Below are 25,150 nucleotides of genomic sequence, written 5' to 3'. Positions count from 1 at the left end.
GCAGGTGCCGGCGGCGTTGACGTAGTTCGTCAGATACGTCTTCGCCGCGGTGCGCACCGTGCTCTGGCAGGTGTTGAGGCTGGTCTCCGGCGGCGGCGGTACCGCGCCCGCGACCCCGCTGCCCAGCAACACCGCGGCGGCAATGATCCTCGCACTGGTGTAGATGCTCATAGCTCCTCCCTTCTTCTTTCAAGAAGACCACCCCGGATGGGCACGTTGCATCCTGCCCGCAGCCGGATGGCCTTCGTGGTTGCCGTTACCCACGCCGCCCCACCTCCGGCCCCGAGAGACCGGCGCCCTCCAATCGCATCGTCACACGCGCCCTTTGGGGGGGGACACGTCCTGCTCTACTATCCTCGAAAGTCTTGCCGAAGCGCGCAGATTGCGTGTTTGCGGGCGGTGTTGCATCTCGGTGGAACGCGATCTCCGAGCGCGTTCCGGCGCGCGCAGCGCGCCCGGCAGGCACAGCCTGCCCTACGGACTGTCGTGCCCCTTGCCGGCCGCGCCACGCGGCCCGGGCGCCGAGAGGCCGGCACCCTTCCAGTGCGGTTAGGATATGCGTGCGTGCGTGCGTGAAAAATGCGGGCCAAGCCAAGCCTGTTCGCGCTCAGCAGCCGATTCGACGCACGCTCACGCATAGTGGGACATTGGTACCCCACCCCTGAGCAGCATGTCAACCTAGGGAAAACCCTTATAGGGAAAACCCCTATGGGCCGGGGACAGACCGGACCGCGGACAGATCGTCGGCTTCACGCACAGCAGCGGGAAGACCAGAAAGGGCGGGTTCACGGTGCTGCGCCAAACGATGCGCAAGCGTGTGCAGGCAAAGCTCGTCACCCTCAAGGGGGAGCTGCGCCGGCGCCTGCATGACCCTATCCCGGCAGCATGAACATGCTGCTGCACGGCGTCGAGAATCCGGACATTCGCTACCGCGATTTCTTGTCGCAGGATCACGCCGGCGAGGGCAGTTCGCTGCTACCGTCACGCCCGCTTTGCCTCAGTGCCGCACCACGCCTTCCGCGGCACGCTCTAGTTTGGATCGGAATTCAGGGAAACCGACGGGAAACGAATGAGTCTCTGAGCCGGCAATCGGTTGCCATGGTCTAACGAAAACCTTAGTCTTTATAGGATATTACGGATGCAAAGGAGCGGCTTTGACTTGGAAACGAGCCGTGCTTTACTGGAGTCCATGGTCATCCGGTACGAAACGCCGCAGCATTGGATCGCATACGATCGTCTGGCCGTTCTGCCTGAGCTGACGGATGCGAAAGCCGCGATGCTGGCACTTACCCAGATCCCGTATCAGCGGAGTTGGGCCGACGAACTTCAGCGCGTGCAGCTCAAACGCGAGGTGGCGGGCACGTCACGGATCGAAGGCGCCGAGTTCACCGACAAAGAACTGGACGCGGCGATGCGCGAGACCCCCGAACAACTCGAGACTCGCTCGCAGAAACAAGCGGCCGCCGCGGTGGCAACCTATCGCTGGATTGCGGGGTTGCCAGCGGACCGACCGGTGGCTGCGGCGCTCATCTGCGAGGTGCACCGCCAGCTCGTTACCGGCTGCGATGACGACCACTGCCCGCCGGGACAGCTCCGCGGTCGGGACCACAATGTGATCTTCGGAGCACCGCGCCATCGTGGCGCAGAGGGTGGGGACGAATGCGTCTCGGCCTTCCGGAACCTCGTTGACGCGGTCCGCTCGACGTTTCGCGACCACGATCCTCTCATTCAAGCGCTGGCACTTCATTACCATGTTGCCGCCATGCACCCATTCCTGGATGGAAACGGCCGCACCGCCCGTGCCCTAGAGGCGCTGATGTTGCAGCGCGTGGGGTTGCGCGACACGCTCTTCATCGCGATGTCCAACTTCTACTACGAGCACAAGGTCGGGTACCTCAACGCCTTGAACGAAACCAGGGCCGCGGGGCATGATTTGACCCCGTTTCTCAAGTTTGCGCTCAGAGGGATCGAGAGTCAGTGTCGTCGCCTCTTCTCCGAGATTCGCCTTCACGTGGCCAAGGCCCTGTATCGCAATACGGTCACTGATCTATTCGGCCGCCTGCGTTCGCCACGCAAGCGCGTCATGTCCTCTCGTCACGTGCAGCTGCTGAACCTGCTGCTCGACGCAGAGGAGATCACGCTTGCCGACCTCGTGCCGCGGACGCGACACTTCTACACCGTGAAGAACCCGCACAAGGCTCTGATCCGAGACCTCAACTACCTCATCGGGCTTCAAGCGATGAACGCGAAACGCCTGGAGGACAGAGCCGGATTTCTCCTCTCGATCAACCTCGATTGGCCGACGCAGATTACGGAAACGGAGTTCTTCCGCCGCGTGCGGGACATGCCGAAGGGCAAGGTGTACGGCTTCTTGTCCTCCTGAGCTACTACTCCCGAAAGTCGTCGCGCTGCGCGAAGAATATTGCGAGCCACTTTCGACTTTGAAATTGAACTTTCAGCCCATGGCCGTAATTGCTCTTATGCTGCCACACCCGCGTTGCCAGCTGTGAGGTGACGGCCATAACACCGAACCACGTTACCCACGAATGAACCACGCTACCCACAAATTTGTCGCGCACCCGGCGTGAGAGCACGCCGTCTCCAGGCTGGCGCCGCCCGCCGTAAGCGCTGGGGCGGGAAACTAGGCTTGCAGAATCGTCACCAGCATGGCGGCGGCGTCGTTGCCCTTCTTGCCGCCGCCGTTTTGGGCCAAGCCGATGCGGGCGCCGTCGACCTGGCGCTGGCCGGCGCGCCCTTGCAGTTGCAGCGTCAGCTCGACGATCTGCGCGAGGCCGGTTGCACCAACGGGATGGCCTTTGCGCAGCAAGCCGCCGGAGGTATTGACCGGCTGGCGCCCGCCCAGCTTGGTGGCGCCCGACTCCACCAGCTTGCCACCATCGCCTTTGGGACACAGCCCGAGCTGCTCGTAAGCGATGATCTCGGCCGGCGCCGAGGCGTCGTGCACTTCGATCACGCTCAGCTCGCCGGGAGCGACACCCGCCTCTTCGTAGGCTTCGCGGGCGCAGAGTTCGACCGTGTCGGGCTCGTTCTCGGCGTGATTCCAGCCCGAGTGCATCACCATCGTCTTAACCCGCACCGGCTTGCTAATACCGAGCTGTTTGGCTTTGCGCTCGCTCACCACCACCGCGGCCGCCGCGCCGTCGCCGATCGGCGAACACATCGAGCGGGTCAGCGGCTCGACGATCAGCCGATCGTTCAGCACCTCCTCGATCGTCAGCGCCTCACGGAACTGGGCGTTGGGGTTGAGGCTGCCGTGAAAAGAATTCTTCGCCGCCACCGCCGCGAACTGCCGCTTGGTGGTGCCGTAGCGCTCCATGTGGGCGCGCGCGGCCATGGCGTACACGTCCATGAACATCGAGCGATTCTGCCCCGCGCCCCCGCCGCCCTCCGCGGCGCCCTTCATCAGCGACTCGATCATCTCATTCAGCTCGTCGACATCCATCGCCCCGGCAAAGGCGGCAAAGCTCTTCAGCTTATCCGGATGCGTGAGCTTCTCGACACCGAGCGCCAGCACAATGTCGTAAAGCCCCGCCGAGACCATCGCGCTGGCCTGGAACAAGGCGGTCGAGGCACTGGCGCAGGCGTTCTCGACGTTGATGATGGGGATCTTGCCGACACCGATGGTGTTCAAGATCACTTGGCCACGCACCGACTCCTGGCCGGTGACCAGGCCGGCGGCGCAGTTGCCGGCGTATACCGCCTCGAGGTCGGAGAAGCTCAGCCCGGCATCGGCAACCGCCGCTTGCGCCGCAGCCGTTCCCAGCTCCTTCAGGCCCTTGTCCGGATACTTCATGAAGCGGGTCATGCCGACCCCGGCTACGATCGCGTTCAGACGCATGGTGGTTCTCCTCCGGCTAACGTGGCTACGGGTTTAGCGGATCGAACGGCTTCGGCATAGTCGCCCTCTCACTCCAGCGCTTTTTCGTTGCTGCCGCGGGCGAAGCACCGTATAGGAATAGGGCCTTGGGCGTTGCATGTCAGGTTCCACGACCGCGGGCCTCGCTTCCTTCGACGAACAGCGCCACCAGCACTTGGTCGAGCGCGCCCCCGGGGCGTTGCTGGCGGCGGCCGCGTTGGTGGCGTTCTACAACGCGCTGGCGGTGGCGGTGAAGCCCGAGCGTCTCGCCCAGGTGGGGCCGTTCTTTCTCCTCGAGGTCATCTTACCGCTGGTGGGCGCGTGGCTGCTGCGGTGGCGCGCGCTGGCGCGCTGGGCCGAGCCCGTGCTTCTGGTGGTGGCGGTGGCCTACACCACGGTGGCCACGGCGGAATTGAGCCAGCCCTCCACTGACGCCGCGGGGCTGGGGCTGGCCCTGGCGATGACACTGACCGGCATGGCCATCGTGTTGCCCTGGTCACCCGGCTGGCAAGCCGCCGCCGCCGCGTACGCGGTTGTCGCCTACCCGGTGGCCCTGGCCAGCACCAACTCGAGCATTAGTGCTGACGAGTCAGTCGCACCGGTGGTGGCGGCGCTGTTGTCCATCGTTGGGGCCGCGGTCTTGGACGGGCACCGCCGGGCGTTCTACCAACGTGAGGAGGCACTGGCGGAGTCGGAAGAGAAGTACCGCTCGTTGACCGAGGGCACGATCGCCGGGGTCTTCGTTTACCAAGACGCGGCCATGCGCTTCCTCAACGACGCTTACGCTCGCATGCTACGCTACAGCCGCGCTGAACTGATCGGCCATTCGACCGCGGGGCTCTACCACCCCGAGGACGAGAGCCAACTCCGGCCGGCGCTGGCGGACTTGCTCGCCGGCACTCGAACGTCGTTCAGCTCGCTGGTGCGCGCCTGCCGCCGCGACGGTGAGCTGGTGTACGGGCGCCTCAGCATGACCCGGATGCGCTACCAAGGGCGGCCCGCGGTTCTCGGCGTGATCATCGACGTCACCGGCGAGGTGCGACAGCAGCGCGAGGCCGAGCGGCTGGCGGCGGCGGTGCGGGCGTCCGAGACCAGCTATCGTGAGTTGTTCGAGAGTTCGATCGACATCATCATCGAGACCGACGCGCAGGGTCATTTCACCGACGCCAACCCGGCGGCGCTGGCGCTGACCGGGTATGGCGCCGGCGACTTGCAGCGGCAGATGCACTTGGGGCAAGTGGTTGCGCCCGAAAGCATGCCGGCGGTGATGCGCTTGCGCGAGGAGTTGCTCGCCGGCCAGCCGGGCCAGCAGCCCCATATCATTACAATCGTCACGGCCGACGGCCGCCGGCGCGCCATCGAGGTGGAGTCTCGAGTGATTCGCCGGCCGGGGCAATCCCCGGTGTTCCAGAGCATCGGCCGCGACGTCACCGAACGGGAGCGGTTGCAGGCGCAGACGCAGCAGATGGTCGCCTTCCAGCGGGCGCTAACGGCAGTGGCGCCGACGCTCTACGGTCCGCACGAACTCGACGAGCAGTTCGCGCTCATCACCCGGGTCGGCCGCGAGTTGTTCGCGGTAAGCGCCGTCTACCTGTGGTTTCGCGAGGGCGATTACTTGGTCGGGCGTGGGGCCAGCGGGCCGATGGCCCACCCCGTGCTCGGGCGGCGTTTTCTCTTCTCCGGGCCCTTCGCCATTACGACCCAGGCTCTACGCGAGCGGCGCCCGGTATACGTCAATCGTCTGGGCGAGTCGCAGTGGCGAGACCACCCGATGGCACGCTTGGGCGCCCAGGCCTGTTTGTCGATCCCGCTCCTCACAGACGGTGAGCCGCTGGGGGCGTTGGTGTTGATCGATCGCGACAACCCGGAGCGGTTCAGCGAGCAATCGACCGAGTGGGGACAGATCTTCGCCAACCAGGCGGCGCTGGCCATCGAGAATGCTCGGCTGCGAGACAGCGAGCGCGCCGAGGCCCGCGCCACCGCGGCGGTCTTGGGGTTCGCCCAAGAGCTGCACGCCCGCTTGGGTGATCCGAACTTGCGCCCGGTGTTGGCCGAGGCGGCCGCGCGCATGCTGGAGTGCGAGGTCGCGGCCATCTTCACCGCCCGGCCGGATTCGGGCAACTTCCGGGTGGCCCATATTCATGGCGTCTCCGACGAATACCGCGCCGGGTTGGACGGCTTGGATTTCGACCCGCTGGCGCTGGCGAGCTTCGCGCAACAGACACTGCAATTCAGCGCCGCCACACCGCCGAGCCCGCTGGCCACCTCGCTGATGGAGCGCGCTGGGCTGGCGTACGTGCTCAGCGTCCCGTTGTGGCGCGAGCAGTCACTGCTCGCCGTGCTCGCCTTCGGGCGCCGGCGCGACCAAGCGTTCTCGACCGAGCAGCTGCGACTGGCCGAAGCGATTGCGTATCACGCCGCGACCGCGCTCGAAAACGCGCGGCTGTTCGACGCGCTCCAAGCCGCCAACCGGCTGAAGTCGGACTTCGTCGCCACCATGTCGCACGAGTTGCGCTCGCCCCTCAATGTGATCATGGGCTACGTTGACCTCTTGCGCGACGCGCAGTTCGGCCCGGTTAGCGCCGGCCAGCTCGATATGCTCGATCGCGTCTCGCAGCAGTCACGCCAGTTGCTCGAGCTGATCAACGCCACCCTCGACCTCAGCCGCCTGGAGCGGGGCGAGGTCAGCGTGGCGCGCGACGAGTTCGCGCTGGGCGAACTGTTCGCCGAGCTGGAAGCTGAGATCACGCCGCGGCTACGGACCGGCGGCCCGCGCGTTTGCTGGGCTGAGGTCGACTGCCAGCCGCGGCTGCACACCGATCGCGGCAAACTCAAGCTCATCATCCGCAACCTGGTGGACAACGCCGTCAAGTTCACCGAGCACGGGCAGGTGAGCGTCTCGGCCCATGAGATTGCCGGCGGCATCGAGATCTGCGTTTCGGACACCGGCCGCGGTATTCCGGCCGATGCCATGCCGCTGATCTTCGACATGTTCCGGCAGGTTGATGCCAGTGACAGCCGCGCCCACGGCGGCGTCGGGCTCGGGCTGTACATCGTCCGGCGCTTGACGGCCTTGCTCGGCGGCCGGGTGGACGTAGACAGTGAAGTCGGTGTCGGATCGACCTTCCGGGTCACCCTGCCCTACCGGGCCGAGGAGCGATCTTCGCTGGGCGGGCAACCGCGGGCACAATTTGCTTGACGCCTATGTGGCTCGAAGACTACAACCGGTGCTCCCGCAAGGGGCGGAGGATTTGATGCGACGGCATTTCTGGGTATTGATTCTGCTCGCGGCATTGCAAGCCGGCTGTAGCAGCTTGCAGCGGCCGTCCTGGAACAAGCCTATTGGCAAGGGGACCTACATCCCGGCAGCGATTTGCGCCCTCGTCGGTGGCGGCACCGGGGCCTACATCCAAGAGCTTCGTCCGGGTCACTCGACGTACACCGACAACCAAGGCACCACCCTGCGTGCTGAGGATGACCCCGAACACTGGAAGGGAGCGCTGGTTGGTGCCGCGGCCGGGGCGATTTTGTGCGGGCTAGCTGGGCACGTATTCCTCGACCCGGCGCAGCAGGAAGTGCCGCCGCCGCCGCCACCGCCACCACCCGCAGTCGAGGCGCCGCCACCCGGACCACCGGTAGTCAGGCGCCGGATCGTGCTGCGTGGGGTCACCTTCGATTTCAACAAGAGCGAGATTCGCGACGAATCGCGACCGGTTCTGGACGAGGCCAGCGACACTTTGCGGGCCAACCGGGACGTGCGGGTGGTGGTCGAGGGCCACACCGATGGCGTCGGCAGCGACGAGTATAACGAGGCGCTCTCGGTGCGCCGTGCTGAGGCCGTCTACCGCTACCTGGTGAACGGTGGCATTCCGCCCGAACGTCTCAGCGTCGTTGGCCAGGGCAAGTCCCGCCCGGTTGCCGACAACGAGAGTGAAGCGGGCCGGGCGCAGAACCGGCGGGTGGAGCTACGGGTCGAACAGTAGCCGTTGGCGCCTCGAGCCTGTCGGTTGGGCTAGAGCAGAGCGCGGTTGGCCCCAGCGGCGGCCGCGGCGGCGTTGACTTGGCGCCAGCGCAAAAGTATGGTGCGGCACTTCTGCGGGGCGTGCAGCGGGGTGCGCCCGCGACGTTGGAGGTTTCCATGTATATTCGTTTGAGGCAGCTGGCGCTGCACGCGTTTACCGTGGCCTTTCTGCTCGCCGGCAGCAGCCGAGCCGACGTCGCCCCCGGCGACGTGGTCACTAAAGATAACGTCGACAAGGTGAAGGAGTTGATCTCGCCGGGCCTTGAGTGGTGCGTGCGCCACGGCATGCAGATGAAGATCGTGCCCTACAAGAAGATCGAATGGAACCGCGAGTTCCGCGAGGCCACCGAGAAGTACTCCAGCCAGGTGAAGCTGGCGGCCGATGGCCGTTCCCTGGAAGGCCACGTTGCCGGGCTGCCCTTCCCTAAGCTCGATGCCAATGATCCGCAGCTCGCGCTCAAGATCATGTGGAACTACGAGTACAAGCCCTACGTGACCGACGACGAGGACCTGCGCAATTTCGACGCCGATACCGGCCCGGTCGGCGACGGGCCGATGCAGGTCGAACGCCACTTCCTGCTCGACCACCTGCGTCTGTTGCTTTACAACGGCCGCCTGATCGTCGACCCGAAGCCTACCCGGCCGAACCCAGACCAGGTGCGGGGCAAGAGTTCGCTGCACCCGATTCTCGAGCCGTTCGACCTCAAAGGCGTCGGTTCAACCAGCATTCGCTACCTCAATGCGGACCGTCAGGACGACACCTGGCTGTACTTACCCACGCTGCGCCGGGTGCGCCGTTTGTCGAGCGCGCAGCGCTCCGATGCGCTCTTCGGCCAGGATACGGACGTGGACAGCTACGGTGGCTATGCCGGCCAGATTCCCTGGTTCGACTGGAAGTACCTGGGCGAGAAAGAAGTGCTGGGCTCGTATCACTCCGAGAACTTCCCGGTGAAGTACTGTGAGGGCGGGGGCGACTTCATCTTTTGCGACACTTGGGAGAAGCGCAAGGTGTGGGTAGTCGAGGGCGTCTCCAAGTTGCCGCAGTACGCTTACGGCAAGCGCGTGCTGTTCATCGATCAGGAAACCTACCTCATCGCGTTTAGCGACATCTATGATCGTACCGGCAACTTATGGAAAGTGTGGGTGAACCAGTGGAGCTTCAAAAAGCGCGCAACCGGATCGTACGGCGCCGAGTATGCGGACGAGATGCCTTTCCAGCCCAGCATCACCATGGTCGATATGCAGCTGAGCCACGCCACCCGCGCGGCACTGCCGAGTAACAAGTTCCCCGGAGAAGAGGGCTGGTACTTCAACCAAGGCGACAAGAGCGGGCTGACCGAGGAGTTCTTCACCATCGCGCATCTGATCGAGTCCGGCCACTGATCCAACGAGAGGCGCGCGCCGGTGGACCAACGGGGGCCAGACTCTGACCCCCGCTTCCTTATGGACGCGAGGCCTCCGGCACTTCCTCATCGTTGTAAGCGCAATCGCCAATCCGACGACAAGCCACCGCTGGCCGTAGCCGCCGAATTGGGGCGGTTGCATCGCAGCCGATCCCTGGCATAGGTTCTGCTGTGGCGAATGGTGACGGGCCCCCCACCCGTTGCCTCCTCGCCTCCGGAGGCATCGCCCTGTACGGGGGCGATGCCTCCGCACCCTCTCAAGAAGCCAATCTCAGACCTTCGATCGAACGACGATAGCAATCCACGGCACCGGTCAACTGTGCGGCCACGGCGTGGCTCGATCCCGAAGACCACGATGCAAATCGGACCGTAGTGGCAATTTGGCTCCAAGCCCCCGACAACGACAGCTCTGTGACGGGGCACCCTAGCCTAGAAGCACCCGCGCTCGCCGTGCCCGCGATCAGCGCACGGCCGGACCAGGCTGGCACGCACCATGCTCCAAGAAGAAGTCAGCAAGGGGCGCAGCCCTTGCCAACTGAATCGCGGGGAGCCGCAGACGAGCACGGCGGCTACGGCTCCCCCTCTTCCTCAACACAATCAACCGCAATCAGGCCCAGCGTTGCCCGCGGCGAATCGGACGGTGACTAACCGCCGCTGGCCTGGTCGGATTCGAGGGGTCTCACACAATCGATGTTATCGCAGCGCAGGACGCGCTCGATTAAGATGCCGGCTGTGGAGCCGGCTGCTTGCTGGTAGGGATGCGTTAGGTGCAAGCAATCACGGCCGAACGAATCACGGCCGCGGATTCACTGCCGGGCTCAACCGCGTCCGAGCCGGCCGCTGGCTTCGAATCGCCGCAATCCCTCGTTCAACATCGCCACCACGATCTCGCCTTTGCGGGAATGCAACTTTCGGGCGAGGCTATCGAGTCGAGCCAGCAGGTCGAGCGGTAGCCGAACACTGAGCAAGCGCTCGGGGACAGGCTCCCGCTCCAGAAGATCACCCAGCATTAAATTACCGCGCATGACATTTCTCCCTCGTGGCACAACCGCTACCACGCGAAAAGGTATTGCCCCCTAGTTACGGATGGCTTCAAGCTTTTTACCGTTCTTCTGGTGCCTATTGCAAGGCCCGCAGTAACTCCGCCCGTAACTCAGCAGCCGCTGCCGTCGGCTCGGGGGCAGCACAAATGGCGCGGATAACGGCGATGCCGGCCGCTCCCTGCCCGCACACCGCACTGACATGCTCACGGGTGATGCCACCCAAGGCGAGCACCGGGATGGGCACCCGCCGGACTGCCTCGGCCAAGATGGCTAGCCCTAACGGCGGCCCATACGACGCCTTCGAGGGTGTCGTGTAGATCGGACCCAAGACCACGAAATCCGCGCCCGCGCCGGCGGCCTCGGCCACCTCAGCGATGGTGTGCGCGGAGACGCCGAGCAACCGGCGTCGCAGCAGCCGGCGGGCATCGGCACCGGCAAACGACGACGCCGGTAGATGAACCCCGTCCGCTTCTGCCGCCAGGGCCACGTCAATGCGATCGTTGATCAGCAGCCGCGCCCCGTGTTGCCGGCACAACGGCAGCAGCGAGCGCGCCAACGCCAGCAGCTCGCGCGCGTTCAGGTCCTTCTCCCGCAGCTGCACCGCATCCACGCCGCCCCGCAGCGCGGCCGCCACCACCTCGAGCAATGGCCGGCCGCCCGTCTGATGGCGATCGGTGATTAGATACAAGCGAGGAGCCGACACTTGCGGTTTCTGACTCGGGCCTGCGCCGGCAACCGCCTACTCGATCAGTTCGGTCAGCGGGCTCGATGCCGTCGCGTACAACTTACGCGCGATGCGTCCGGCCAGAAATGCCTTGCGGCCGGCTGCCACCGCCAGCCGCATCGCTTCGGCCATCAAGATCGGATCCCTGGCGCCGGCGATGGCCGAGTTCATCAGCACTGCGTCGCAGCCCAACTCCATCGCCACCGCGGCATCGGAAGCCGTGCCCACGCCCGCATCTACAATCACCGGCACACGGCGCTGTTCCAGGATGATGCGGATGTTGTACGGATTGCGGATACCCAGGCCCGATCCGATCGGAGCGGCCAGAGGCATCACCGCGGCACAGCCGATGTCCTCCAGGCGTTTCGCCGCGATCGGATCATCGTTGATGTACGGCAGCACGGCGAAGCCCTCGCGCACCAGGGTCTCGGCCGCACGGATCGTCTCCGGCACATCGGGAAACAGCGTTCGCTGGTCGCCGATGACTTCCAGTTTCACCAGATTGCCGATGCCGGCCTCGCGGGCCAAGCGCGCCGTCCGAATCGCCTCCTCCGCGGTGTAGCAGCCGGCAGTGTTCGGCAGGATCGTGTAACGTTTGGGATCGACGTAATCGAGCAAGTTCTCCTTGCTCGGGTCGGTAATGTTCACCCGCCGCACCGCCACGGTTACGATCTCCGCACCCGAGGCCGCCAGCGCCGCTCGGGTCTGGGCAAAATCCCGGTACTTGCCCGTACCGACAATCAGGCGCGAGCCGTACGAGCGGCCCGCGAGTTGGAACTCATCTGCCATTGCTACCATCATCCTCCACCGATGAAGTGTACGATCTCGATCGTGTCGCCCTCGTGCAATGCGCGCGTGGGGTACTGCTCGCGGGGGATAACGTCACGATTCACTTCCACCGCGATGCGGCGCGGGCTGAGACCCAAATGCGTCACCAAATCGGCGACCGTGATCGGCGCGCTAAGCTCGCGCAGCTCTCCGTTCAACATCACGCGCACAGCCGAAACGATAGACGCTTCAATCGACCTTTACAACCTAGGGGGCGTTTGGTAAGCGGCGCACATCCGCATCTTCCTAGCGGTTTTCCCATGCCATTCAGCGCCGGCCGCCCCACCATTGCGCAAATCGATGGGGCCGCCTTGCGCAGCAATCTGGCCGCCGTCCGTAGCGGCCTCGCCCCCGGTGTTGGCCTGCTCGCGGTCGTGAAGGCCGACGCCTACGGGCACGGGGCAACCCTGGTAGCGCCGCTGTTCGAGCGCGCCGGGGTGGACGCTTTCGGCGCGGCCACCGTCGAGGAAGCAGTTGAGCTGCGTGGTGCCGGCGTGACCAAGCCGATCGTGGTCCTCACCGGCGCCGAGCCGACGCAGATCGAGGCTTTGCTCGACTACCGACTGAGCGTGGCATTGCTGGATGCAGCGATGGCGCAGCAGATGCGCCCGCTGCTGCGCGGCCGGCGACTCAGCGTGCACGTGAAAATCGACACCGGCATGGGCCGCCTCGGAGTCACGCCGGAAGAGCTGCCGGCGCTGTTACAGGTGGTGCAAGGAGTGCCGGAGCTTTCGGTCGAGGGCATCTTCTCGCACTTTGCCAACGCCGATCTCGGCAACCAGGAGTTCGCTGCTTACCAGTTGCAGCTCTTCGAGCGCGCCGTCGCCACCGCGCGCAGCCTGGGCCTGCGGCCGCGCTTCCTCCATCTCGCCAACAGCGCGGCGGCGCTGACCTGGCCGGCGACTCACTTCTCGCTGATTCGCCCCGGCCTGGCGCTCTACGGCATTGCGCCGGTGGCGAACTGCTCGCTGCCGCTGGCACCGGCGATGCGCGTGGTCACGCGAATCGTCCAGCTGAAAGCGGTGCCGGCCGAACGGCCGCTGAGCTACGGCCAGACCTTTGTCACGCGCCGCCCGAGCCGGATCGCTACCATCCCCGTCGGCTATGCCGACGGCTACGACCGCCGGCTCTCGAACCGGGCACAGGTGCTCGTGCGCGGCCGGCGCGCGCCCGTGGTCGGAGCGGTGTGCATGGACCTGACGCTGGTCGATGTCAGCGACATCCCCGACGTTGCCCGAGGCGACGAAGTGGTGTTGTGGGGCCGGCAGGGTGAGGACGAAATCACCGTCGCGGAAGTCGCGGCATGGCAGAGTTCGATCACCTACGAGGTAATGACCCGGCTGGGCAAACGGGTGCCGCGGGTTCTGCGAGATGACGACAGTGGAGGGACGAATGGCTAAAATCACACGGGCTCTGGTAAGCGTCAGTGACAAGACCGGCCTGATCGACTTCGTGCGCGGCCTGCACCAGCTCGGCATCGAGATACTTTCCACCGGCGGCACCGCCAAGGCGCTCAGCGATGCCGGCATCCCGGTGGTAGCGGTCGGCGACTACACCGGGTCGCCGGAGATCCTCGACGGCCGGGTCAAGACGCTGCATCCGAAGATCCACGGCGGCTTACTCGGCCGGCGTGATCTCGACAGCCACCGCCAGCAGATGGCGGCGCACGGCATCCAGCCGATCGATATGGTGGTGGTCAATCTCTACCCGTTCGAGGCCACCGTCGCTCAGCCGGGCTGTACTTTGGAAGACGCCGTCGAAAACATCGACATCGGCGGCCCCTCGATGTTGCGCTCGGCGGCCAAGAACCACCATCACGTCACGGTCATCGTCGATCCGGCCGACTACGGTGCAGTGCTGGACGAACTACGTGCCAACGCTGGCGTGGTGTCGGTGACCAGCAACTCACGCCTGGCCAAGAAGGCCTTTCAAACTACCGCCCGCTATGATGGCGCCATCAGCGACTACCTCGGCAGGCTCTCTACCGACACCCCCTTCGGCGAGACCCTGCACCTTCAGCTCCACAAAGCCCAGGAGCTGCGCTACGGCGAGAACCCGCATCAGCAAGGGGCGTTGTACGGCGACTTCCTGCACATCACCGAGCAACTGCATGGCAAGGAGCTATCCTTCAACAACATCGTCGACATCAATGCCGCCATGCAGCTGATGCTGGAGTACCTCAACGCGCCCCGGCCAGTGGTGGCCATTCTCAAACATAACACCCCGTGCGGTGTTGCCACCGCTGCCACCGATGCCGAGGCATACAACAAGGCCTACATCACCGACCCCGACTCGCCCTTCGGCGGCATCATCATCACCAACCGGCACTGGAGCCCGGCGTTGGCCCAGGTCGTCGATGAGATCTTCAGCGAGGTCTTGATCGCCCCGGGGTTCGCCCCCGAAGCGCTGGAACTTCTACGCAAGAAGAAGAACCGCCGGCTGATGATTTGGCATCCCGAACGGATCGACCGCACCGAGCGTGACTTCAAGCGGGTGTTCGGCGGCCTGCTGGTGCAGGAGCCGGATCTGGCGATGGAGGACCCGGCCAAGGCGCAGGTGGTCACCAAACGCTCACCCACGGCGGCGGAACTGCGGGCGATGGCGTTCGGCCTGCCGATCGTCAAGCACATCAAATCGAACGCCGTCGTGTTCTGCACCGAAGACCGCACGCTCGCCGTCGGCGGTGGACAGACCTCGCGTGTCGACCCGGTGCGTCTGGCGGTGGCGCGGGCCCAGCGCCTGGGTATTGATCTCAAGGGCTCAGTGGCAGCCAGTGAAGCGTTCTTTCCGTTTCCCGACGGGCCCGAGGAAGCCGCCCGCGCCGGCGCCACCGCCCTCATCCAGCCCGGCGGCAGCGCCCGCGATGCCGAGGTGATCGCCGCCGCCGATCGCTACGAGCTGGCGATGGTGTTCACCGGCGTGCGCCACTTCAAGCACTGATGGGCCCCACCATGTACCAGTACCGTTCGGACGGCGGCCGGCCCGGATAAGAGAGCTTCGCGAGTCATGAAGATTTTGGTCATCGGCAGCGGCGGGCGCGAGCACGCGCTGGTGTGGAAGCTGCGCCAATCGCCGCGCGTCGGCAACATCTATTGCGCACCGGGCAACGCCGGCATCGCCGAACTCGCCGAGCTGGTGGCGCTGGCAGCCGACGACATTCCCGGATTGCTCCGCTTCGCCCGCGAGCAACAGATCGACCTGACCGTGCCCGGCCCCGAGCTGCCGCTGACAATGGGCATCGTCGACGAGTTCGCGCGCCACCACCTGCGGATATTCGGGCCTAGCAAGGCCGCCGCCCAACTCGAGGGCAGCAAGGCCTTCACCAAGGAGCTGCTTCGCCAGTGCCAAGTCCCGACTGGTTTCTTCGGCACCTTCACCGATCCGGACCAGGCGCTCCGCTACGTTCGCGAAGTGGGCGCGCCGGTCGTGGTCAAGGCTGACGGGCTGGCCGCCGGCAAGGGGGTCGTGATCTGCGCGACGCTGCCGGAAGCAGAGGCCGCGATTGATGAAATCATGCGCGGCAAGATCTTCGGCGCTGCCGGCGAGCGGGTGGTGATCGAGGAGTTTCTCGAAGGCGAAGAGGCGTCGTTCATGGCCGTCACCGATGGCCGCACCGTCCTACCGCTGGCGTCGTCACAGGATCACAAGCGCATCGGCGACGGCGACACCGGTCCCAACACCGGCGGCATGGGCGCGTACTCGCCCGCGCCGGTGGTTACCGCCGCGCTGCACGCGCGCATCCTACGCGACATCATGGCCCCGGTGGTGGACGGCCTGCGCCAGCGCGGCATCGTCTACAAAGGGGTGTTGTACGCCGGGCTGATGATTCGTGACGGCGTCGCCAAGGTGCTGGAGTTCAACGCGCGCTTCGGTGATCCCGAGTGCCAGGCATTGCTGGTACGCCTCAGAAGTGATCTGGTGTCGCTCATGGAGGCAGTGGTGGAAGAGCGGCTGGCCGAGGTCAGAGTGGAGTGGGATGCGCGCGCCTCCGCGTGTGTCGTACTCGCCGCCGGCGGCTACCCGGGAAATTATCCCAAGGGGCGGCCGATTCACGGACTCGCTGACTTACAGAGCTGGCGCGATGGAGTAGTCTTTCATGCCGGTACGGCGACACGCGACCGCGCCGTCGTCACCAACGGCGGCCGCGTGCTCGGCGTCACTGCGCTTGGTGCCGATGTTGCCGCGGCAGTCGCGGAAGCGTACCGCGCCGTCAGCCAGATCGAGTGGGACGGCATGTATTATCGCCGGGACATCGGCCGGCGTGCCTGGGAGCGGCCCTGACTCAGCCGGCGCGCCAAGCGGACGAGAAGAATGCACGACTCGCAAGACCACTGCGCGCTTGAGGCGGCACTGGCGGCGTTGCGCCGCGCCGAGCCGATCGTCTATCCCACCGAGACCCTCTACGGGCTGGGTGTCGATGCCACCAGTGCGGCGGCCGTGAGCAAGTTGCTCGCCCTCAAGGTCCGCGCCGAAGGTAAACCCATTGCGGTATTGGTTAGCGACCGCAGCATGCTCGACCAGCTCGCCGCGCGGGTGACACCGCTGGCAGAGCGGCTGATCGCCCGCTTTTGGCCGGGGCCGTTGACTCTAGTTGTAACCGCCAGGCACAGCGTATCACCGTTGCTGACGGGGGTTACCGGCACGATCGGTGTGCGCATCTCGAGCCACCCGACCGCCACCGCGCTGGTGCGCGGGCTGGGTCGGCCGCTGACCACACCGAGCGCCAATCCGGCCGGGGCGACACCACCGGCCACGATCGCTCAGGCCCGGGGTTATTTCGGCGATCGCGTCGCGGTTTACCTCGACGGCGGAACTCTGAGCGGTGGCGTAGCCTCGACGGTGGTCGAGGTTACCACCGCGGAAGTGCGCGTGCTGCGCGCCGGCGCCATCACCGATGCCGCCCTGCGCGCGGCATTGGCGGAGGCCGCGTGATGGACTTGCGACCGTTTCGTACCCTGCGCTACGACCCTACGCGGGTGCGGCTGGCCGATGTCGTGGCCCCGCCCTACGACGTGATCGATGACGAGCAACGCGACGTGCTCTACGCCCGCAGCCCACACAACGTGGTGCGCCTGATCTTGAACCGCGAGGCCGACCGCTACGCCGCCGCCGCGCGCTGCTTGCACGACTGGATCAGCACTGGCCGGTTGCGCCAGGACACCGACGCCAGCCTGTGGTTGTATGTGCAGAATTTCACCCATGGTGATCGGCACTACGAACGTACCGGCATCATCGGCACGGTGCGGCTGGAGCCGTTCAGCAGCGGACGCATCCGGCCGCACGAGCGCACGCTCTCGGGCCCGAAGCAAGACCGCTTGCGCTTGCTCGAAGCCTGCCGCGCCAACCTGAGCCCGATCTTCGGGCTTTACGCCAGCCGGCTGGAGCCGGTGGAGCACACTTGCCGTGCGGCTACCGCCGGCGCGCCACACGTGGACTTGAGCGACGAGTTCGGCGTCCGCCACCGCCTGTGGCCGCTGGCGGAGCGCGCGCAGGTCAACACCATCACCGCGGCGCTCGCCGCCGAGACCATCTTCATCGCCGACGGCCACCATCGTTACGAGACCGCGCTGGAGTACCGCGATCAGCTGCAAGCACGCGGCGCCTTGACGCCGGATGACCCGGCGAACTTCATCATGATCTATCTCTGCAGCATGGCCGACCCGGGCTTGCTGGTACTGCCCACACATCGCCTGGTGCGCAGCCTGCCGCGTTTCAGCGATACGGATTTCAGCGCCGCGCTGACGCGCAGCTTCCGCGTGCGCAACTCCCCGAATTCGGCCACCGGCCGGGCGCAACTGACGGCGGCGCTGACTGCCCGCGATGAGCTGCCGCAGCTGGGCGTGATCATACGGAGCGCCGCCAGCGTGCAGCTGATCAGTCCGCTGAGCAACGCGGTCATCGACGATGCCGCACCGGAATTGCCGGCGGTGGTGCGACGGCTCGATGTCAGCGTGCTCGATCGCCTGATCCTGCGCGAGATCTTGCACCTCGACGCCGACACCGCGGCCCGTGCCGGCCAGTTGTGTTACAGCCACAATACCGAGCAGGCGCTGGCCAGCGTAGATAGCGGCGACACGCAAGTCGTCTTCCTGCTAGGATCGCCGGATCTCGGGCAGGTACAAGCCGTGTGCCTCTCGGGCGAGACCATGCCGCAGAAATCCACTTACTTTCATCCCAAGCTGCTCAGCGGGCTGGTGTTTCACCCCTTGACGACGGACCTAGCGGCACTGGTGCCCCAGGCCACCTGCGCGCGCACCGCCTGAGGAGATCCACATGGAGGTCAAGCTGATCGATGTCGCCACGGATCCGCTTGAGAAGCTCTACGCCGCCTATCGCACCTGCTACTCGTCGGACACCCCGGTCGAGATCTGGGAGAAGATTCGCGGCGGCCGGATCAGCCGCGACAAGATCCGCGAGTTCATTGCTGAGCGGCTGAAGACCGGGCACGCTTCGCCGCTGGAGCAGGTCGTCTTCTGGTTCGCCATCGCCGGCGTCTCGCGTTCGCTCTCGCATCAGTTGGTGCGCCACCGCATCGGCATCAGCTTCGAGCAGCAGAGCCAGCGCTACGTCCGCTTCAAGGAGGAGAAGCTCGAATACGTCATGCCCGAGTCGTGGAAGCGCGCGGGCTTAGCCGGCGACTTCGAGCAACTGGCGGCGCAGGTCTCGGCCACCTACGCCAAAGCACTGGCGGCCGATATACCGGCGGAGGATGCCCGCTTCATCTTGCCCAACGCCGCCCCGACCAACTTCCAGATCATGGTCAACTTCGCCGAGCTCTTGCACATCGCCGATTTGCGCCTGTGCGTGCGTGCGCAGTGGGAGATCCGCAAGATGGTGGCGCTCATGCGACTAGAGGTAAAGGGTGTGCTGCCCGAACTGGCGCAGCACCTGCAGCCCAAGTGTGGCGAGCTGCGCATGGGCTACTGCGATGAATCGTACGAGGACTGGGCCAAGTGTCCGCTGGGGCGGGTACGGCCGCACAAGGAGGCGCTGTTCGAGCTCTACCGGGCGCATGGGCAGCTAGCGCTGCGGGGCTTGTCGGAGAAGGAGTTCGCCGCCGTCGAGAAGCAGGAGAAGCTGTGAGCCGGGATGGCGCTTGGCGCGCGCCGGCGGGGACCGCCTCGGTTGCGCCGCGTTTCGCTGACCGCCATCATCGCCGGCTGGTTACTGGAGCGACATGCCCCCTGAGCTGCGCACCGCGATCAAGCTGTACAACCAGGGCGAGTACCTTGAAAGCCAGATGAGCTTCGAGGCCGCGCTGCCGGCGTTGGCCGAGCCCGACCGGGCGCTGGCAAAGGCGTTGCTGCTGCTCGCCGGCGCCATGCATCTGCACTTCCATCGTGGCGGCGGGCGCGGAACTCTGAACTTGCTGCGGCAGGCTTTGGTGACCTTGGACGACTTCCGACCCGCACACTTAGGCATCGCCGTGGACGAGCTGTTCGAGGCGGTTCAGGCTTATCTCGAAGATCTCGAATCCCGCCCCTCCCGCTCCCCGCGTTTCATCGACCGCTGGCTGGTCCCACGGATACGCGCCAGCCGTTGACGCCGGCGCCGGAATACCCCAACATCACCCCCCGTGCAGATCAGCCCCGAAATCGTCCACGAGGGATTGCGCCGCGCCCGCTACCTCACCACCGCGGCCGTCGAAACCACGCTGTACCTGGCGCTGGTGCTGGAAAAGCCGCTGCTGATCGAAGGCCCCGCCGGCGCCGGCAAGACCGAGATCGGCAAGGTGCTGGCCGAGGTCCTGCACACCGATCTGGTCCGCTTGCAGTGTTACGAGGGGCTGGACGAGGCCAAGGCGTTGTACGAGTGGAATTACCAAAAGCAGCTGCTGCGCATCCAAGTGGATCGCGAGCAGGAGCACCCGTGGGAGGAAGTCACCCAGCACATCTTCTCGCGCGAGTATCTGCTCGAACGGCCGTTGCTGCGCGCCATCTCTTCACCCCGCAAGATCGTGCTGCTGGTCGACGAGATCGACAAAGCCGATGAGGAGTTCGAGGCCTTCCTGCTCGAGGTGCTGAGCGACTTCCAGGTCTCGGTACCCGAGCTGGGGACTATCACCGCGCAGATGCGCCCGGCAGTCGTGCTGACCTCGAACCGCGCGCGTGAATTGTCCGAAGCGCTCAAGCGCCGCTGCCTGTATTTGTATCTCGGCTTTCCGGGCGTCGACATCGAACGCGAGATCATCAGCCTCAAGGTTCCCGAATTGGACGAACGCTTGCGCGAGCAGGTAGCGCGTTTCGTCAACAACCTGCGCAAACTCGATCTGCGCAAGGCCCCCAGCATCGCCGAAACTCTGGATTGGGCCCGGGCTCTGCGCGCTCTCGGCGTCAAGGAGCTCGATGCCGCCGAGGTGCGTAAGACGCTTAATCTGATCCTCAAGCACGAGGAGGATCTGCGCAAGGTCGAGGGGAAGACAAGCCAGCTGCTGCGGGGATCGTGAAAGCCAGGCTGCTCGAATTCATCGACCAACTCCGCGCCGCCGGCGTGCGCGCAAGCGTGGCGGAAAGTCTCGACGCGATGGCGGCGGCGAGCACGGCCGGCATTGAGCGTGAGGCGTTGCGGGCAGGTCTGGCGGCGACCTTGGTTAAGGATGAGACCGACCGGCCGACGTTCGACGCGTTGTTCGATCGCTTCTTCGTTACACCGGGCCACCGGCGCGGCAAGGGCGAGCGACCGCAGCCTGTGGGAGAAGGAATCGGCCGCGGGCATGGTGCACCGGTGGCGAACGGCCGACAAGCAGAGGAGCCACAGGCGCACGGCCGAGGCGATCGGGAAACTAAGCCGGAGAAGCAGGAGAAGCGTTCGACTCAGCCCGTGGCGGCGCAGCGGCTGGCGCACTGCCGCGAGTTGCTGGTGACGCCATTCGAGGCAATGGAACAGCGCACCGTCGAGGAGGCTGAGCAGCTAGTTGCGGATCTAGCGCGGCGCCTGCGAGCGCACTGGCGGCGCCGGTTGCAGCGGGCAGCGCGCGGCCGGGTCGATTTCCGCCGCACCATTCGCGCCTCGCTGAGCACCGGCGGAGTGCCCGTCGCGCCGGCGTTTCGCACGCGCGCGCCGGGCAAGGTTGACCTTGTCGCCCTCTGCGACCTGTCCCATTCGACTGCCACCGCCGCCGACTTCTTCCTGGCGTTATTGACCCCAGCCGAGCACTTCTTTCGCCGCGTACGGTTGTTCGGCTACGTAGATTGCCCGGTCGAGATCTCATTTGAAGGAGGGCAAGTCATCCCGCATCAAGCACTCGACTTAGCTGCCGGCTCCGATTTCGGTAGCGTGCTCGTCCAGCTGTGGGAGTGCTGGGAGGCAAGCTTTACCCGCAACACCCTGGTGCTGATACTCGGCGATGCCCGCAACAACCGGCGCCCGCCGCGGGCGGATGTTCTTGCCCGCATGCGCGCGCGAGTTCGCCGGTTGGTGTGGCTCAATCCGGAGCAACCCACGCGCTGGAACACCGGCGACAGCGTGCTCGCAACCTATGCCCGGCAATGCGATCTAGTGCTAGGCGCCAGCAACCTGCGGGAGCTGGTCACTGCAATCAAGTCCGCGGCGTTGGGGTAAACAGGCAGCCTGCCCTCGGAACGAAAAAAGGGGGAGGGCGGTGCCCTCCCCCTTTTGGTCTAACGAGTCAACTTGCGACTAGCGGCGCACGGCGCGCCGCGCGTTGCGCAGCAACGCCCAACCCATCGCCGCGCCCAGCACGCTGATCAGCAGCAGGCCGCTCGGGGCGGTAGGTGAGGGGATCACCGGGATCGGCGGCCGCGTCGGCGTCGGCCGCGGTGTGTTGGTGGGCGTCGGCGTTGGGGTCACCGTCGGGGTTTGCGTCGGTGTATCGGTCGGCGTTCTGGTCGGGGTCTGCGTCGGCGTTTCGGTCGGGGTATTGGTCGGGGTCCGAGTCGGGGTTTCCGTAGGTGTATTAGTCGGGGTCCGCGTCGGCGTCTGCGTCGGGGTTTCCGTGGGTGTGTTGGTCGGGGTGAAGGTCGGCGTCACCGTCGGGGTATTGGTCGGGGTTCGGGTCGGGGTTTCGGTTGGGGTGTTGGTCGGGGTGTTGGTCGGCGTTGCCGTTGGCGTTTCAGTCGGGGTGTTGGTCGGGGTGTTCGTCGGCGTCTGCGTCGGGGTATTGGTCGGGGTATCGGTCGGGGTTGCCGTCGGCGTGTCAGTCGGCGTGTTTGTCGGCGTCGCAGTGGGCGTTTCGGTCGGGGTGTTGGTCGGGGTGTTCGTCGGCGTTACGGTAGGGGTGATCGTCGGGGTATTCGTCGGCGTCGCCGTTGGCGTGTTGAAGTTTTCGTTTTGCGCCGCTTGCTCGGTGCTGGTGACCGTTAGGTTCGAGTCCACGGTAAAACCTGCAGCCGAAGCGCCAAAATTGCTCGCGCCGTTTTGTGTGGCGACAAATACGATCAGCTGGCAGGTGGCGGGGTTGGAGCCACAGTTGCCGCGCAAGAGGAAACCATCGGGAGTTGTCTGCTTGGTACCAACCCCACCCGGATCCATGTTGCCAACGTGAGTCCCCTCGGTGTCGTCGAACGTCGTATTCTGTCCAGACACTTCACCGGTTATGACATTGGACTGAACCACCGCGCCGGCCGGCGACGGGAACACCATCGCGGTCCCACTCACCGAGCACCCTGAAATCGCGCGGCTCACGGAGGCCAGGTCTACCGCCGCGGGCACGGCCGCGTCTGCGGTGCTTACAGAGACCAACGTCTCAGTACTCGAGACCGCATCCGCGCTGACGGTGCGGGTGCCGCCCGGCAACGTTAAGATACCCTTCCCGCCGCCGGCCGAAGCGTTGAAGTTACCGGCGCACGAAATCGTGTTGCTCAGAAACCCGTCCAGCACGGTCGTGCGCACTCGGTTGGGCAGCAACGCACCCTGCCCGGCCGCCAGCGCGGTCAAGACCTGGCCGGTCGCGGGCGACTCGGTGCAAGTGTTGGCGTTACCGGCCGTCAGCGCCACGCTGGTCACCTGCGTGCCGATGTTTCCACTGCCGGTCTTTATGATCACGTAGACGTGGTTGTCGTCGGACACGCACCGCTCAACCGTCAGCGCGGATGCGATTCCCGTCCACCAGAGCGCCGTTGCGGCACCCAGCACGACCAACCACCCCGTACGCGCGGTAGACCCTCGGGAGCTTTCAGCCATCGCTATCTCCGCAGACCTCAAACAGCGTCAAACGCTCGCAACAAATCCCGTACACTCGAACCACACCCGGTGCCCGACTGCAGCACCGCTGTGCTCATATCTGCCAAGTGCCGGTGTTGTCAAGCCAAAGTTCCGATCCGCCCGCTGTCCGGACGACCGCCAATAGGCGCCGTAAATCGCCTGAGCAGAGAAAAAAAGGGGGCTCCTGCGATGGAGCCCCCGTGATTCGGACTACGCCTGACCGCTCAGCGCAGACGGGCGAAGCGGCGCAACGATAGCGCGATTGCCGCACCCAAGCCGACGATCAAGGCCAGCCCGGCAGGCCCCGTTGGGGATGGGATAACAGGCACCGGCGGCCGCGTTGGAGTCGGCGGCGGGGTGTTGGTTGGCGTCGCCGTCGGCGTCCGCGTCGGCGTCGCTGTAGGCGTCTCCGTGGGCGTCCGGGTGGGCGTCCGGGTCGGCGTTTCCGTCGGCGTGTTCGTCGGCGTAAACGTCGGCGTCTGGGTCGGAGTGTTGGTTGGTGTTCGAGTCGGCGTCGCTGTAGGCGTTTCAGTCGGCGTGTTCGTCGGGGTCGCCGTCGGCGTTATCGTTGGTGTGTTCGTCGGTGTGTTCGTCGGCGTCACCGTCGGTGTGATGGTGGGGGTCGGGGTATTGAAGTTCTCGTTCTGCGCCGCCTGCTCGGTGCTGGTGACGTTCAAGTTCGGATCTACCGTGAAGCCGGTGGCAGAGGCGCCGTAGTTCGCCGCCCCGTTCTGCGTCGCCACAAACACAATAACGCTACAGGTGGCAGGATTGGAGCCGCAGTTGCCGCGCAAGAGAAAACCATCGGGCGTGGTTTGCTTGGTGCCCACCCCACCCGGATCCATGTTGCCAACGTGAGTCCCCTCGGTGTCGTCGAACGTCGTATTCTGTCCGGACACCTCACCGGTTGTGACGTTGGACTGAACCACTGCGCCGGCCGGCGACGGGAACACCATCGTGGTTCCACTCACCGAGCACCCCGAAATCGCGCGGCTCACGGAGGCCACGTCCACCGCCGCGGGTACGTTGGCGTCTGCGGTCGCAACCGATACCAACGTCTCCGTGCTCGAGCCCGGGTCTGCGCTGACCGTGCGGGTGCCGCCCGGCAACGTTAAAACACCCTTCCCGCCGCCGGCAGAAGCGTTGAAGTTAACCGCACACGAGATCGTGTTGCTCAGAAACCCATCCAACACGGTCGTGCGCATCCGGTTGGGTAGCAGCGCGCCTTGCCCCGCCGCCAGCGCGGTCAAGACGGCCCCGCTGGCGGGCGCCTCGGTGCAAGTGTTGGCGTTACCGGCCGTCACCGCCACGCTGGTCACCTGCGTGCCGATGTTGCCACTGCCCGTCTTTATGATGATGTAAATATGGTTGTCGCTGGAGAGGCAGTGCTCCACCGTCAGAGCCCAACCCGCTTGCGCTACCAGCAGGCTCAGTCCCGCACCCACAACCGCCGCTGCGCGCACAACCGCCCCACGCCCGTGTACGTTGCCTGGTCCGTCTGACTGCGCTGATCTAAGTAACACTGGCCACCTCCCTATTCGTCAGCAATCCGATGCCGACCACACGCTCCACCGTGGATACAGAGCGCCGCTTTACTACCGCACAAGCCCGCTTCCGTCAAGCCAAAAGACCAAGCTAACCCAAGCCAACACTTTGAAAACGTTGATGGACAGAGACCACCTCTGGGGCTAGAATCACTCGCAGCCATGGATCGGCAACATTGTGACACCTCGCGCTGAGCGATCAGCTTCGGCGCGGAATAGTGCGCTAAGCCGGCGCGATGGCATGAATGATGTTTGTGGTTTGGGCATGGGGTGGCCGTGGCGCAACGCTCAAGGAACAGCGCATAGGGCGTGCCGACTTCAGACTGTCCTTTCCCTCTTCATTCTGGCAACGCTTCTCGGCGCGGCATCGCCTTTTGTCGCCGAAGGCACAGTCGGCGTGATCAGCACCAGCGTCGGGGGCGCGAACGGGGATGAACTCACCGCCGACGTGGCCCGCGTCGATCCGAAGGGTATGGCGCGGGATTCGCTGGGAAATCTGTACATCGCCGACGCCGCCAACAACCGCGTCCGCAAGATCGACGCCCTC

22 protein-coding genes are annotated in these 25,150 nt (G+C 65.4%); 14 read left to right on the top strand and 8 right to left on the bottom strand.

Annotated elements, in window-relative coordinates; genetic code table 11:
* Nucleotides 1–171: hypothetical protein (locus HY699_07485; protein ID MBI4515643.1), on the bottom strand; the 171-nt coding region annotated here is incomplete at its 3' end.
* A 988-nt stretch (nucleotides 172–1,159) separates the two neighbouring features.
* Between HY699_07485 and HY699_07480 the strand changes: the two genes are divergently transcribed.
* Complete coding sequence (locus HY699_07480; GenBank protein ID MBI4515642.1) at nucleotides 1,160–2,383, top strand: Fic family protein; 1,224 nt, start codon at nucleotides 1,160–1,162, stop codon at nucleotides 2,381–2,383.
* Between the two features lie 258 nt (nucleotides 2,384–2,641).
* Here the strand turns inward: HY699_07480 and HY699_07475 are convergent, their stop codons facing one another.
* Entirely contained in the window at nucleotides 2,642–3,859 is a 1,218-nt protein-coding gene (locus HY699_07475; GenBank protein ID MBI4515641.1) for a thiolase family protein, read from the bottom strand.
* Between the two features lie 136 nt (nucleotides 3,860–3,995).
* On the opposite strand from HY699_07475, the gene HY699_07470 reads away from it, so the two are divergent.
* From HY699_07470 to HY699_07460, 3 genes are all read left to right on the top strand, one after another.
* On the top strand, nucleotides 3,996–7,076 hold the full coding sequence (locus tag HY699_07470; GenBank protein ID MBI4515640.1) for a PAS domain S-box protein: 3,081 nt from the start codon (nucleotides 3,996–3,998) through the stop codon (nucleotides 7,074–7,076).
* A 55-nt stretch (nucleotides 7,077–7,131) separates the two neighbouring features.
* Nucleotides 7,132–7,860, top strand: a complete 729-nt coding sequence (locus HY699_07465) for an OmpA family protein (protein ID MBI4515639.1) — start codon at nucleotides 7,132–7,134, stop codon at nucleotides 7,858–7,860.
* A 155-nt stretch (nucleotides 7,861–8,015) separates the two neighbouring features.
* A complete protein-coding gene (locus HY699_07460) occupies nucleotides 8,016–9,281 on the top strand; it encodes a DUF1329 domain-containing protein (protein MBI4515638.1) in 1,266 nt (421 codons plus the stop codon).
* Nucleotides 9,282–10,119: 838 nt separating this feature from the next.
* Here HY699_07460 and HY699_07455 read toward each other — a convergent pair.
* From HY699_07455 to thiS, 4 genes are all read right to left on the bottom strand, one after another.
* Nucleotides 10,120–10,326, bottom strand: a complete 207-nt coding sequence (locus HY699_07455; GenBank protein MBI4515637.1) for a ribbon-helix-helix protein, CopG family — start codon at nucleotides 10,324–10,326, stop codon at nucleotides 10,120–10,122.
* Nucleotides 10,327–10,420: 94 nt separating this feature from the next.
* Nucleotides 10,421–11,047 carry a thiamine phosphate synthase gene (gene thiE / locus HY699_07450; protein ID MBI4515636.1) on the bottom strand — a complete coding sequence of 209 codons (627 nt, stop codon included), beginning with the start codon at nucleotides 11,045–11,047 and terminating at the stop codon, nucleotides 10,421–10,423.
* A gap of 36 nt (nucleotides 11,048–11,083) precedes the next feature.
* On the bottom strand, nucleotides 11,084–11,866 hold the full coding sequence (locus HY699_07445; protein MBI4515635.1) for a thiazole synthase: 783 nt from the start codon (nucleotides 11,864–11,866) through the stop codon (nucleotides 11,084–11,086).
* Nucleotides 11,866–12,066: a sulfur carrier protein ThiS gene (thiS, locus tag HY699_07440; protein ID MBI4515634.1), complete on the bottom strand. Its 201-nt coding sequence runs from the start codon at nucleotides 12,064–12,066 to the stop codon at nucleotides 11,866–11,868. The genes HY699_07445 and thiS overlap by 1 nt, the downstream gene beginning before the upstream one ends.
* Nucleotides 12,067–12,156: 90 nt before the next feature.
* Here thiS and alr point away from each other — a divergent pair, with 90 nt between their 5' ends.
* From alr to HY699_07395, 9 genes are all read left to right on the top strand, one after another.
* Nucleotides 12,157–13,296, top strand: a complete 1,140-nt coding sequence (gene alr, locus HY699_07435) for an alanine racemase (protein ID MBI4515633.1) — start codon at nucleotides 12,157–12,159, stop codon at nucleotides 13,294–13,296.
* Nucleotides 13,289–14,836, top strand: coding sequence for a bifunctional phosphoribosylaminoimidazolecarboxamide formyltransferase/IMP cyclohydrolase (purH, locus tag HY699_07430; GenBank protein MBI4515632.1), 1,548 nt, complete (start codon nucleotides 13,289–13,291; stop codon nucleotides 14,834–14,836). The genes alr and purH overlap by 8 nt, the downstream gene beginning before the upstream one ends.
* A gap of 66 nt (nucleotides 14,837–14,902) precedes the next feature.
* Complete coding sequence (purD, locus tag HY699_07425; GenBank protein MBI4515631.1) at nucleotides 14,903–16,177, top strand: phosphoribosylamine--glycine ligase; 1,275 nt, start codon at nucleotides 14,903–14,905, stop codon at nucleotides 16,175–16,177.
* A 30-nt stretch (nucleotides 16,178–16,207) separates the two neighbouring features.
* Nucleotides 16,208–16,828: a threonylcarbamoyl-AMP synthase gene (locus tag HY699_07420; protein MBI4515630.1), complete on the top strand. Its 621-nt coding sequence runs from the start codon at nucleotides 16,208–16,210 to the stop codon at nucleotides 16,826–16,828.
* Nucleotides 16,828–18,159 carry a DUF1015 domain-containing protein gene (locus HY699_07415; protein MBI4515629.1) on the top strand — a complete coding sequence of 444 codons (1,332 nt, stop codon included), beginning with the start codon at nucleotides 16,828–16,830 and terminating at the stop codon, nucleotides 18,157–18,159. The genes HY699_07420 and HY699_07415 overlap by 1 nt, the downstream gene beginning before the upstream one ends.
* Before the next feature lie 4 nt (nucleotides 18,160–18,163).
* Complete coding sequence (gene thyX / locus HY699_07410) at nucleotides 18,164–18,979, top strand: FAD-dependent thymidylate synthase (GenBank protein MBI4515628.1); 816 nt, start codon at nucleotides 18,164–18,166, stop codon at nucleotides 18,977–18,979.
* 94 nt (nucleotides 18,980–19,073) lie between these two features.
* Complete coding sequence (locus HY699_07405; GenBank protein ID MBI4515627.1) at nucleotides 19,074–19,439, top strand: hypothetical protein; 366 nt, start codon at nucleotides 19,074–19,076, stop codon at nucleotides 19,437–19,439.
* A 33-nt stretch (nucleotides 19,440–19,472) separates the two neighbouring features.
* Nucleotides 19,473–20,342: a MoxR family ATPase gene (locus tag HY699_07400; GenBank protein ID MBI4515626.1), complete on the top strand. Its 870-nt coding sequence runs from the start codon at nucleotides 19,473–19,475 to the stop codon at nucleotides 20,340–20,342.
* Nucleotides 20,339–21,457, top strand: a complete 1,119-nt coding sequence (locus HY699_07395; protein MBI4515625.1) for a VWA domain-containing protein — start codon at nucleotides 20,339–20,341, stop codon at nucleotides 21,455–21,457. The genes HY699_07400 and HY699_07395 overlap by 4 nt, the downstream gene beginning before the upstream one ends.
* Before the next feature lie 78 nt (nucleotides 21,458–21,535).
* On the opposite strand, the gene HY699_07390 is transcribed toward HY699_07395, so the two are convergent.
* Nucleotides 21,536–22,924: a hypothetical protein gene (locus HY699_07390; GenBank protein MBI4515624.1), complete on the bottom strand. Its 1,389-nt coding sequence runs from the start codon at nucleotides 22,922–22,924 to the stop codon at nucleotides 21,536–21,538.
* Between the two features lie 359 nt (nucleotides 22,925–23,283).
* A complete protein-coding gene (locus HY699_07385) occupies nucleotides 23,284–24,504 on the bottom strand; it encodes a hypothetical protein (protein MBI4515623.1) in 1,221 nt (406 codons plus the stop codon).
* Between the two features lie 496 nt (nucleotides 24,505–25,000).
* Between HY699_07385 and HY699_07380 the strand changes: the two genes are divergently transcribed.
* Nucleotides 25,001–25,150 (top strand): hypothetical protein (locus tag HY699_07380; GenBank protein MBI4515622.1); only part of this gene is annotated, 150 nt, incomplete at its 3' end.

The organism is Deltaproteobacteria bacterium, from assembly GCA_016210005.1.
In the GTDB taxonomy this organism is placed as follows: domain Bacteria; phylum Desulfobacterota; class Binatia; order HRBIN30; family JACQVA1; genus JACQVA1.
The sequence above is the reverse complement of the archived record's forward strand: the minus strand, read 5'-3'. Positions and strand labels throughout refer to the sequence as shown.